General features: G+C 40.4%; 13 protein-coding genes. 3 read left to right on the forward strand and 10 right to left on the reverse strand.

The window, feature by feature from the left end; translation table 11 throughout:
• From J7K93_08850 to J7K93_08895, 10 genes are all read right to left on the reverse strand, one after another.
• Positions 1 to 320 (reverse strand): pyruvate, phosphate dikinase (locus J7K93_08850; protein ID MCD6117109.1); only part of this gene is annotated, 320 nt, incomplete at its 3' end.
• 23 nt (positions 321 to 343) lie between these two features.
• Complete coding sequence (locus tag J7K93_08855) at positions 344 to 2,002, reverse strand: S41 family peptidase (GenBank protein ID MCD6117110.1); 1,659 nt, start codon at positions 2,000 to 2,002, stop codon at positions 344 to 346.
• Positions 2,003 to 2,084: 82 nt separating this feature from the next.
• The gene (tmk, locus tag J7K93_08860; protein ID MCD6117111.1) at positions 2,085 to 2,744 is read right to left on the reverse strand and encodes a dTMP kinase; all 660 of its coding nucleotides are present in this window, start codon (positions 2,742 to 2,744) and stop codon (positions 2,085 to 2,087) included.
• 7 nt (positions 2,745 to 2,751) lie between these two features.
• A complete protein-coding gene (locus J7K93_08865) occupies positions 2,752 to 4,107 on the reverse strand; it encodes an MATE family efflux transporter (protein MCD6117112.1) in 1,356 nt (451 codons plus the stop codon).
• Positions 4,104 to 5,405: an inositol-3-phosphate synthase gene (locus J7K93_08870; protein ID MCD6117113.1), complete on the reverse strand. Its 1,302-nt coding sequence runs from the start codon at positions 5,403 to 5,405 to the stop codon at positions 4,104 to 4,106. The genes J7K93_08865 and J7K93_08870 overlap by 4 nt, the downstream gene beginning before the upstream one ends.
• A gap of 31 nt (positions 5,406 to 5,436) precedes the next feature.
• Complete coding sequence (locus J7K93_08875; GenBank protein ID MCD6117114.1) at positions 5,437 to 5,796, reverse strand: aspartate 1-decarboxylase; 360 nt, start codon at positions 5,794 to 5,796, stop codon at positions 5,437 to 5,439.
• Between the two features lie 22 nt (positions 5,797 to 5,818).
• Positions 5,819 to 6,448: a CDP-alcohol phosphatidyltransferase family protein gene (locus J7K93_08880; GenBank protein MCD6117115.1), complete on the reverse strand. Its 630-nt coding sequence runs from the start codon at positions 6,446 to 6,448 to the stop codon at positions 5,819 to 5,821.
• Complete coding sequence (gene rsmI / locus J7K93_08885; protein MCD6117116.1) at positions 6,432 to 7,151, reverse strand: 16S rRNA (cytidine(1402)-2'-O)-methyltransferase; 720 nt, start codon at positions 7,149 to 7,151, stop codon at positions 6,432 to 6,434. Before rsmI ends, J7K93_08880 begins: the two co-directional genes overlap by 17 nt.
• Complete coding sequence (locus J7K93_08890; GenBank protein ID MCD6117117.1) at positions 7,148 to 8,539, reverse strand: aminotransferase class III-fold pyridoxal phosphate-dependent enzyme; 1,392 nt, start codon at positions 8,537 to 8,539, stop codon at positions 7,148 to 7,150. Before J7K93_08890 ends, rsmI begins: the two co-directional genes overlap by 4 nt.
• Before the next feature lie 535 nt (positions 8,540 to 9,074).
• A complete protein-coding gene (locus J7K93_08895) occupies positions 9,075 to 9,515 on the reverse strand; it encodes a response regulator (GenBank protein MCD6117118.1) in 441 nt (146 codons plus the stop codon).
• A gap of 205 nt (positions 9,516 to 9,720) precedes the next feature.
• Here J7K93_08895 and J7K93_08900 point away from each other — a divergent pair, with 205 nt between their 5' ends.
• The 3 genes from J7K93_08900 to J7K93_08910 form a co-directional block, all read left to right on the forward strand.
• On the forward strand, positions 9,721 to 10,221 hold the full coding sequence (locus J7K93_08900; GenBank protein ID MCD6117119.1) for a DUF456 domain-containing protein: 501 nt from the start codon (positions 9,721 to 9,723) through the stop codon (positions 10,219 to 10,221).
• 11 nt (positions 10,222 to 10,232) lie between these two features.
• Positions 10,233 to 10,895, forward strand: coding sequence for a DUF4159 domain-containing protein (locus J7K93_08905; protein MCD6117120.1), 663 nt, complete (start codon positions 10,233 to 10,235; stop codon positions 10,893 to 10,895).
• Positions 10,896 to 10,902: 7 nt separating this feature from the next.
• The coding region (locus J7K93_08910; GenBank protein MCD6117121.1) for a hypothetical protein at positions 10,903 to 11,798 on the forward strand (896 nt) is incomplete at its 3' end.

Raw genomic sequence — 11,798 nt, forward strand, 5'->3', positions numbered from 1 at the left:
CCGGGCATTGATATTCGTGCTCCGGATCTGACTGAAACGAGAAGAGGATTCTCGCTGTCACCGAACTTCAGGTTCAGAATATTTTCAATGTGTTTTACTCCTGCTTCAACCTGATCTTTGATAAGACTTATGGCCTGGTCTCTGCCCTTTTCAGTGTACATTGTACATACTTCTGATGTTATAGTAAATCCCGGTGGAACAGGTATTCCAAGCCTGGACATTTCCGCAAGATTTGCACCCTTTCCACCCAGCAGATCCTTCATGCCGGCACTGCCGTCTGCATTCCCGTCACCAAATAAATAAACATACTTGCTGCTCATACAATCCTCCTGATAAATATTTATTAATTATTGCTGATTGTTTTTTTAATCAACGAGTTATACAATTTCGGCTTTGAAATAATTTCAATTGCTTTTTTTACTGTCGGATCACCGTTGATTCCAATCTCAATGGACCGTTTTGTACCAAAATATTTTGATGCCAGTTCCTGTTTTAAAATAAGTTTGATATCATTGCTGCTTGCATCAAAAAGACGGCCTTTTGATTGTTCTATGGAAACGCCCAAAGCATCTATTCTGTTTATCAGATCATGGTCAAGCTTGTCAGAAACCGCTTCCTTACGAAACAGTTCAAGATTTTTCTCAATGGGCAGTTCATACTTAAAAGACTTTTCCGTTATGTAATTTCTGAATTCAGTTAAAATGTCAGGCGTTATTTTCACAGATTTATCAATTTGTTTTTTATTATTTGCATAATGGACTGCAAAATTAAAGAAAAGAGACCTCCTTCTTAAGGCAACAACATAATCACTTACAAGCCTCGGAGCAACATAAACATCAGGAGCTATTCCTCCTCCTGCTTTTACCGCTCTTCCGTTATCTGTTGAAAAATGTTTTAAAGAATCAGATTCAAAAGATTCCCACGAAGAATAATGCCTTTTTTGAATGCATCTGCCGCTCGGTGTATAGTACTTTGCAGTTGTTATTTTAAGTGCTGTTTCACGGGTCATGGGAAACAGCGTTTGAACAAGCCCTTTACCGAAAGTTGTGTCTCCTACAACTATACCTCTGTCATGGTCCTGTATTGCTCCTGCGACAATCTCGGAAGCTGACGCACTGAAGCTGTTTACAAGAACAATAAGCGGCTTTTCTCCGTAAACAGGATTTGAAAGAGATACAAATTTTCTGTTGGACTGTTTGACTCTGCCCTTTGTAGAAACAATAACTTTCCCCCTCTGCAAAAAAACATCAGAAACATCAACTGCTGATTTAAGCATCCCACCCGGGTTGGAGCGAAGGTCCAGGATGAGCCCTTTAAGATTGTCCGGATCCATTTTATGTATTGCCTGCGCAATATCCGAACCTACATTTCTGGAAAAACGCGTCAGCTTCAGATATCCTATACCGTCTCTTATTTCACTTGCATAGACAAGATCTTCAACTTTAATTGCTTCCCGAATAAGTGTGAATTTCAGAGGATGCGGCTCTCCCTCGCGCTTTATTGTTAATGTTACTTCCGATCCTGCAGGGCCTCTTACATGCATACTTGTTTTGCTGAACCCAAGATTTTTTGTCCATGACGTGTCAACCTTAATGATCCGGTCGCCCTCTCTGATTCCAGCTCGTGCAGCAGGAGTTCCGAGGAAAGGAGGCTCCGCAACAGTAACAACATTATTGCGATAGATGAGCATCATACCCACGCCTTCGTATTTTCCGTCAGTCAATATCTGCAGCTGGCTCTTACTCTCTTTTTCAATATAATTTGTGTATGGGTCAAGGGTGTTCAGCATTCCTTGAATTCCTGCTTTGAAAAATTTATCCGGGTCTATCTTATCAACATAGTTTGTTGATATCCTTTTATATATTTCGCCGAGAACAGTCAGATTCTTTGATATAACCCTGTACACATCCGAGCCCTGGGCCATATTGCTTATTATAAAGAAAAAAACAACAAACAGGCTCAAAATTACAATATTAGTTGCAATGCGTCTCATCTTTTTCATTTTACCTTTCCTTCCGTCGTGGGATCAACTTAAATATACATTCTACAAGATAACTAATTTTTATGATATACGAAAAATTTTTCTATAACTTTTCAGATTCTATTATATTTAAAACATTCCCAAGTATGATTTGTTCCAATTTTTCAACTGCAAGGTTTCCGTCAAGCATAATAACCCTGCCAGGTTCCTGCTCTGCGATTGTTTTATATCCGGCTATTACATCCCTGAAAAAGCCCTCTTTTTCTTTCTCAATCCTGTCATCAGCTTCAACTGTTTTTTCTCTTCTCCGCAGAGATTCTTCCAGAGAGATATCCAGAATAAAGGTTACAGCCGGTTTTACATCCCCGCACACTAAACTATTTGCAGTTAAAACTGCATCAAGAGGCAGTTTTCTGCCGTAACCCTGATATGCAAGTGTCGAATCTGTGAACCTGTCGGAAATAACAATATTCCCGGCAGAAAAAGCGGGAAGTATTTTCTCGGCAAGAAGCTGAGCACGTGCAGCTTCATACAGCATAAGCTCTGCAACAGAATCAACCGAACCCTTTTCGCTTTGAAGAAGAAGCTCTCTTATTTTTTCGGAAATAACAGGCCCTCCCGGGTCTCTGACAAGAATGGCTGAAAACCCCCTGAAACGCAGATTAGCTAACAGCTTGCGAGCTTGAACTGATTTTCCCGACCCGTCTATCCCCTCAAAAGTAATTAATAAATCTTTGAAAATATTTTCCCTTTTCTCTTGCAATTTAAACTTACAATTTTTTTAATTTCCACTTTCCGCCGTGAAATCTTTTATTATTCAAAAACCCTTTGAAAGTTTCATCAACCAACTGTACAATCCATATTCCTGCCAGGCCGAACCTGAATATAAAAGTTCCGGCCCAGTTAAAACTTATTTCAAACAAAAGAACTGTCACAATATTTACCCACATCAGCCACTGTATATCCCCTGCGCCTCTGAGGCTCCCGCTTATTACTGAATTCAGCGCTTTGGGAACCTGTACAAGTGCAAAAATTATGAAAATCATGCGGAATCCGTAATCCGCAAATATCGTATCCTCTTTTCTGACAAAAATATGGAGAATAGACCCTGAAAAAACAACTAAAATAACAAGAACCGTAATACCGAGAATAAAAACTATTCTGTTTGTCAGCTTCCTTGTCCTGACAGCAAGAAGATGCTGGTTCGCTCCTATATTTTTGCCGATCTGAGCCATGGCACTCAGCCCGAAACCCATATACACCATTGAAAGCACAGCCTGTATTCTGAAAAAAAGCTGATGCAGGGCCAGAGGTGTAATGCCCATCAGAGCAACAAAACTCGTAACTACAAGCTGACCGCCTGACCATACCATCTGCTCTACTGTTGCAGGCAGCCCTATTTTAAAGAGCTGTTTAAAACTTTGCATATTGGGAGTGGTAAGCTCCCTGAAAGAGAGAAACAGCGTTGACGTTCTTCTTCTGAAATAAAAGAACGTCATTATAAAACCAAGGGAATGGGCAACTCCCATTGCAAGCGCAGCACCTCTTACTTCCATGCGGGGAAATCCGAAAAGCCCGTAAATAAGCACAGGCGTTAAAACCGCATTTGTAATATTCATGGTTAAATTAATTACCATTGACACATGCGTATCGCCTGTTCCCCTTATAAGACTCACTGCAATGAAGTTCGGAATTAGAACCGGTGTAAACATTGCAATGGTCTGCAAATATTGAATGCCGGATTCAACGCCCGATATAGACCGGACACCGTGTTCATTTATCAGCTTAAATATCAGCGGCGACCCGAAATACCACAAAAGCCCTATAGGAATGACCAGGAGAAAACTGGCCATAACCGTCTGTCCCACAATATGATTTGCTGTCCATCTGTTATCAGAACCGAGCTCCCTGTTAATGAGAATCGTTGCTCCCATTACAAATGTAAGCAGAACAGTACAGGTAACAATGACAATCTGCAAAGCAAAACCAACTCCCCCGAGAGCCGCTGCACTTAACCGGCCGATAAAAGCAGCTTCAATAAGCCACATAACAGGCTGAGATGCAAGATCAACAGCAGCAGGCAGGGAAGTTTTCAGAATCGAGTAAATATGCCTGTTTCTTGTCAATCGTAATATTCCAGCCCGAGATGAGTAATAGGTTCCTCTCCGCGCAGATGTCTGAGAGTATTTTTTAGTTTCATCAGCTGAATAAACAAATCATGTTCAGGATAAAGGCCTGGTGCTGTCATGGGGCTCTTAAAATAAAATGAAAGCCATTCCTGAATTCCGCTCATTCCTGACCGCTTTGCAAGATCCATAAACATAATCAAATCCAGTACAATCGGTGCTGCAAGAATTGAATCACGGCACAAAAAATCAATCTTAATCTGCATTTGATAACCCATCCAGCCGAAAATATCAAGATTATCCCATCCCTCTTTATTGTCTCCTCTCGGCGGATAATAATTAATTCTTACCTTGTGATAAAAATTGTCGTAAAGTTCAGGATATAGCTTGGGCTGAAGGATATGTTCCAGAACCGAAAGCTTCGATTCCTCTTTTGTTTTAAAAGATTCAGGATCGTCAAGAACTTCCCCGTCCCTGTTTCCAAGAATATTTGTTGAGAACCACCCGTTAAGCCCTATAAGCCTTGCTTTAAGGCCCGGAGCAAGAATGGTTTTCATAAGTGTCTGCCCTGTTTTAAAATCTTTCCCTGCGATTGGAAGGCCGTTTTCTTTGGCAAGCTGCCTGATAACAGGAACATCAACTGTAAGATTCGGAGCACCGTTTGCAAAAGGCACGCCCATTTTCATTGCTGCATAAGCATATATCATTGAATTGGGAATTGCTTCATGATTCTCTTCCAATCCCTTTTCAAAGGCTTCAATCGATTCGTGTACAGGCTCCTGCTTTAAAAATATCTCTGTTGACGCACACCAGATCATAACCATTCGGTCAACGCCGTTATTTTCTTTAAAATTACTAATATCTTCCATTAACTGCTTAGCGAGGTCCATCTTGGTTTTACCGGATTTAATCCATGTGCCGTGAAGCAGTTTCACATATCTGTTATCAAAAACTCCCTTCATGGGTTTTAATGCTTCAAGTTTATCTCTTACTCTTTCAATATCGGCATCTTTAAGCACACCGGCTTTTTTAGCAGCCTGATAGCCGTTATCAGGGAAAATATCCCATCCTCCGATAACGAGATCTTCCAGATTTGCAAGAGGGACAAAATCCTTGATTTTCGGTATCCTGTTATCAGTCCTCTTTCCAAGCCTTATTGTTCCCATTTGGGTTAAACTCCCGTAGGGCAGGACATGGCCCCGTAATATTGATTCAACCCCTGCAATAAATGTTGTACCTATTGCACCCAGGCCGGGAACCAGTACTCCAAGTTTCCCTTTGGGTTCTTTTATTTCGATCTTTTCTGACACAATGGCCTCCTTAAATAACTTAAGATATAATATCTCTTATGCGATTATTATCATCAACAAGAACTATTTTCGGGATCAGCTCTTTTGCTTCCTTTTCATCGCAGCTTGCATAGGAGAGTATTATAACAGGATCACTAACCTGAGCAAGCCTGGCAATTGCCCCATTCATTATTATCTCTCCCTTGCCTCTTTCTCCCTTAATAACATATGTTTCAGCACGTGAACCATTTGCTATATTGAGTATATGAACCTTCTCAAAAGGCAGAATACCAGCAGCATCCATAAGATCCTGATCAATTGTTATGCTCCCCTCATAAAAGAGGTCCGCACCTGTTACCCGTGCTCGTTGAATTTTTGCACGGAGCATCTGGCGATACATCGCAATACTCCTTTCAAATTACTTATACACTATTCTGGCTTTTCTCTTTCTTGTCCTGATCCCAAACATGCACTATACGCTGAATTGCAGTTACATTTGATAAAACAGCAACTATCCATATTGCAGCAACAAGCGTATACAGATGGATTAATCCGCCTATTCCAAGCAGAAGAAGCCTTTCAGGCCTTTGAAGAATACCCACTTTACATTCAAATCCAAGCCCCTCGGCTCTGGCCCGGACATAGCTTACCATAAGAGAACCTCCGAGCCCTATTGCAACTGCAACTGTTGTTAAAAACCAGTCATGGCTTATAAAAAAATATGCCAGGCCGAAGAAGAAAACCACTTCCGAATAACGGTCAAGAGTGGAATCGTATAAGGCTCCGAATTTTGTAACCTTATTGCTCTGTCTTGCAAGTCTTCCGTCAAGCACATCGCAAAGGCCGGAAAACAGTAAAAACAGAGACGCTATTCTCAAATTGCCGATAATAACAAAATACGATGCTACAGCACCCATTAAAAAACTTAATGTTGTAAATGTATTTGGATGAACATTTAATTTTGATGCCAAATTCACTATCGGGCCAATTGCCGAAAGAAAAAAATTCTCCACCTTTCGGGGTATGGGATTAATTTCAGAAAGTTTTGTCATTTTTTCCTGTATTTCCCTCTATTATTAATACAAATTCTCCGCGGATTCTCGATGATGAAAAATACTCAACTGCATCATCAATTGTAGTACGTACAATTTCCTCAAACTTCTTTGTTAATTCTCTGCATACTGCCACTTTTCGGTTGCCGAGCACATCCCTTAAATCATTTAAGGTCTTAAGTAAACGATAAGGAGATTCATATAAGACAATTGTCCTCTGCTCCTCAACTAATTGGGACAGCCGCCTGTTTCTGTGCTTTTTTACAGGCAAAAAACCTTCAAAAACAAATCTGTCAGTTGCAATTCCAGAAACTATCAGTCCTGAAACAGCAGCAGATGCGCCAGGTACAGCTGTTATTTTAATAGATTCTTCCGCAGCAAGGCGCACAAGATAAAAAGCAGGATCGGAAATACCCGGAGTGCCGGCATCAGAAACAACTGCAATTGATTTGCCCTGCATCAAGTTCCGGATAAGCGCAGGACCGCTTTTCTCCTTGTTGTGGTCGTGATAACTTACAAGGCGGTTCTCAATACCAAAATGGTTCAGTAAAATACCTGTCCTGCGCGTATCTTCAGCAGCAATAATATCCGTCTCTTTAAGAATTCGGACAGCTCTGAAAGTTATATCTTCAAGATTCCCTATCGGCGTACTTACAAGGTAAAGTGTGCCTTTTATACTGCTTTCTCCGGAATCTATGTTCATCTTGATATTTTTTTCAAGGCCCTGCCTAATCTGTCAAGCCCCTGCTCCACATCATCGTCTGTTAAATCAAGGTGCGGCCTGAATCTTATTGTTCTTGTTCCGCACGTAAGTGCAAGCAGGTTTTCTTCCTTCATTGCCTGCCACAGGTTTCCCTGATCCTGCGGAGTTGCAGCATCAAACCCAAGCAGCATTCCCCTGCCTCTCGGATTCTCTATCAAAGTATCATACTTTTTACAAAATTCCCTGATTCCCGAGAGAAGTTTTTCCCCTTTTTCAGAAGCATTAGCAAGAAGGTTCTCATCATGTATTATTTTCAGATACTCTGCGCCTCTCAGCATGTCGGAAGGGTGTCCTCCCCATGTAGAATTAAGGCGGCTTTTTCCTCCGTCATTATTTGCAAATACATTATCTTTAAACCGGGCAAATTTATCATGGTTGGCCATTACTCCGCCTACCTGGCTCTTTTTTGAAAAAGCAATAATATCCGGCTTTGCATCTCGCCCGAAGTGTTCATGCCCCCACATTTTACCGGTTGTTCCGAATCCTGTCTGCACTTCATCATAAATAAGCAGAACATCATACTTGTCACCAAGATTTCTTAATGTTGTAAAAAATGAGGATGGTATATGGCGGTCACCGCCTTCACACTGAATGGGTTCTATAATAAATGCAGCCACATCATCGCCATGCTTCTCAAGAATGGAAACAATAGCATCAGCCGCTTTTTTCTCCTGCGCTTGTACTTCTTCAGGATTTGAAACCGCTCCGTTATTGTCAAAACGCATAACAGGAGGTTCAACTCTGAACCAGTCAAATTTTGGGAAATACTTGTACTTTCTCTTATCATTAGTATGCGTTAAAGAAAGTGTGTATCCTGACCTTCCGTGAAAAGCGGACTCAAAAGATATAACTTTTGTTCCAAGGGGCATAAGGTCTTCCGTGGGGTCATGATCAATTAAACCCTTTTCAAGGTTGCGCCTTACTTTCCAGTCAAATGAGGCTTTAAGAGCATTCTCAACAGCAAGAGCTCCGCCGTCAATAAAAAAGTAGTGATGAAGATAATCTGGTGTTCCGTATTTTCTTAATGCATCAACAAATTCTGCAAGTTCCTCAGTCCAGAAATCAGCAAGTGACGGCCTGTAAAAAGATGCTTTTGCCAGCCTGTCAAGAAATGCTTTATCTCTTAAACGCGGATGATTATAACTAACAGGCGCTGTTGATAAAAATCCGAAAAAATCAAGATACTCTTCTCCTGACCTGTCAACAAGATAACTGTTGTGAGATTTCCACAAATCAGGTGATATGTCTGTCCACCAGTCGTCCTGTATTCCAGCTATTTTTTTCTCCGGAGATCCGGCGATTTTGTCGTGCAGTTCCAATTTTTTCATATGTACTTCCTTACATTGATTATAAGAGCAGACAGGTTTCGGGTTTTGTCTATAAATCCAAACATGCAGAGACAATTTACCAAAATCATTATAGTCAAATAGTATAACAAGAATAGCAGAAAAAGTCAAGATACTTATGTATTTTCTGGCATATTCCGGTTTCTCCTGGAATGGAACGACAAACAAACAATCAGGGCATTTTGAAGGAACAAAACAACTATAGAAATCTTAAAGCATAATAAAGCAGAAGATTTCTCTTATGCCTGCGGCAGAATCGAAATGACAAGGTTGAGATTTTTTTTACCGGAGTTTTTCGGGCTTTATCAGTACCGACTATTTAAAAATATGATAGCCGGTACTGAATTTCTAAAAAAATTATGCCCCGGTGTATAATACTTCACCAATGCAGGATTCAGATGTCAGCATTAAATACCGGGGAAATATATTACACTTTATGAACACCGACTTTACCACTTTATAACTTTTAACTTTATAACTTTTAACTTTATAACTTTATATCTTTCTTCTCAACGCTTTATTTAAGGCATGCATTAAGGTCAGGATCTGTAACGCTGTTCTCCTCCACATACTCTAAAAGCAATTTTTTTACCGCTGAAACAATTTCAGGCTCTTCCCACGGTTTCTCAATATATCCGTCAACCCTTGCTTCGTTTATTGCTCTGATTGTATCCTGCTGTGTTGCCAGGCCTGTCAGAATAAGCCTCTTTGCTTTTTTCTGTTTTGGATTCGCAGTTACTCTTGCAAGAAAATCAACGCCGTTTTCTATCGGCATTATGTGGTCGCATATAATCATTGCAATTGTATCCTCTTCGCGTTCTGCAATAACCTCATCAGCCTCTTTTGCAGATTCACACTCAATGATTGTAAAGCATGGTTCAAGAAATGCCAGATCTCTTCGCAAAGCGCCGAGTACTTCTCTCTGGTCATCAACACACAGTATCAGATGTTTCATTATATAATCCTCCCTAATCAGGAAAACTCCAATTGGCCGAAATTTCAGGACTTTGTATCCATGCAGAAAATATACGTTATTCAAAAAAGAAATGCGATAAAAAAATTATTCCTTTTAAAAAAAGATATAATTGATTTTTCGGGCTGGTATGGTTATTTTACTTTGATATAAATTTTTGGGAAAGAAACTGTTTCTTCCGGAGGATAATATGGAAACAGCAGGTACAATACTATTTTTTCTGGTTCTGATAGCAGGTGTAGTAATAATTCCATTCGGTGTTGCAGGAACATTTATCATAGCAGCCGATGCTCTTGTTTACGGCCTTTTAACAGGATTCGAAAAAGTCAGTATAACTCTTGTTGCAATACTCTTTGGTGTTGCAGTCGGCCTTGAGGTCTTTGAAGCTGTTTTTGGCGCAATGCTCGCAAAAAAATTCGGCGGTTCAAAATGGGCGGCAATAGGAGCCATTATCGGAGGTTTTGCAGGTGCGGTTGCCGGCACTCCGATAGCCCCTGTAATCGGGACTCTTCTCGGAGGTTTTTTCGGTGCCTTTGCAGGCGCAGCAATTTTTGAGCTTTTATCATCAGGAGATTCGTCACGTTCTCTGCACGCGGGGATAGGTGCTTTTATCGGAGCACTGACAAGTAAAATTGCAAAAATAATCATAGCAATTATTATGGCAATAGCAGTAACAATTCAATTTTTTTAGAGGTTTTTAAGATGAAAATCAGCAGAAACTTATTATCTATTATTATATTTTCATCTTTATTTACAGGAGCATTTTCCCAGCCCCTTACAATTGCGCGTGTCAAATATCACGGAGGCGGAGACTGGTATAATGACCCTTCATGCATCCCTAACCTCTGTTCATTCATAAGACAGAACACTAATATTGATGTTTCCTTAAAAGAAGAACAAGTGGCTCTTACGGATCTGGAACTCTTTTCCTATGCATTTCTTTATTTAACGGGGCATGGAATGATCTCATTTTCCGATCAGGAAGCTGCCAATCTCAGATCATATCTTTTAAACGGCGGTTTTCTATATGCTGACGATGATTACGGCATGGACAAATCTTTCAGGCAGGCAATGCACAAAGTCTTTCCAGACCGAAAGCTTTTGGAACTTCCATTCTCCCACGGCATATACAGTATTCAATTTAAATTCCCCAACGGCCTTCCGAAAATCCACGAACATAACGGCATGTCGCCTCAGGGATTTGCAATTTTTGATGATTCCGGAAGAATAATGGTTTATTATACTTTTGAAACAAACATATCCGACGGATGGGCCGACCCCGGGGTGCACAATGACCCTCCTGACAAAAGGCTTGCCGCTCTTAAAATGGGTACGAATATTGTTGTTTGGGCGCTTTTACACTGATAGGCAAATGGACAAAACAAATAATACATATTCTGAAATTATAAAAAAACTTTCTTTGCTGAGAAAGAAACAGAAGACCGTCCGGATTATGTACGGATGCACATTTGTACTGGCAATACTGCTTGCCGTGTTTGATTTTATTGTTGTTTTCGAATCAATCTTGTGGCCTTCTTCTGCAGTTAGAGTATCGCTTATCAGCGCTGCTGTTATTGTAACATTAGTTTTATTGACAATTAAAGTACTATACCCCCTCTTCTCCCTGTTTTTTCTGCACAGTTATCCGTCTGATGACGCTCTTGCTGTTGAAGCCGGTACAAAATACGGACAAAAAGACAGAATCGTTAATGCGCTCCAGGTTTACAGAAGCAGAAAGAATGGAAAAAATACATCTTCCTATCTTGCTGATGCCGCCTTAAATGAGGTATCTGACGCAACAAAAGATATTGATTTTACAAGTCATGTTAAATTCAGATTAAAAAAAACTGAAGCTGCACTCCTTGCTGTATCCTTCGTTATCGCTTGTCTTTTGCTTTTTATAAACACTCCATTAACAAAGGCTGCATTGCTGCGTATAAGCAGCCCTTTTCAGAATTATAAAAAACCTCCGCCTTTTAAGATTTTTGTAAAACCTGGCAATACTGAAGCTGTAGAAGGAGACAACATAGAGCTTAAAGCGGAAATTACCGGTAAAAAAGTAAACCGAGCTGTACTATTTATCAAAAAAGAACACAGCACTGAGCGTGTCTTTGACCTTGTACGCCCTTTTTCACGCACAATTTTTTCAATCAGCAGAAACACAAAGTACTTTTTTGAGGCAGGGCGTGTAAAATCAGGCACGTACACTATCTCTGTAAAAAAACGCCCTGTTGTTCGCAATCTTAAAGTCAAGCTTGTGCCTCCGGC

This window comes from bacterium, assembly GCA_021158245.1.
Taxonomy (GTDB): domain Bacteria; phylum Zhuqueibacterota; class QNDG01; order QNDG01; family QNDG01; genus QNDG01.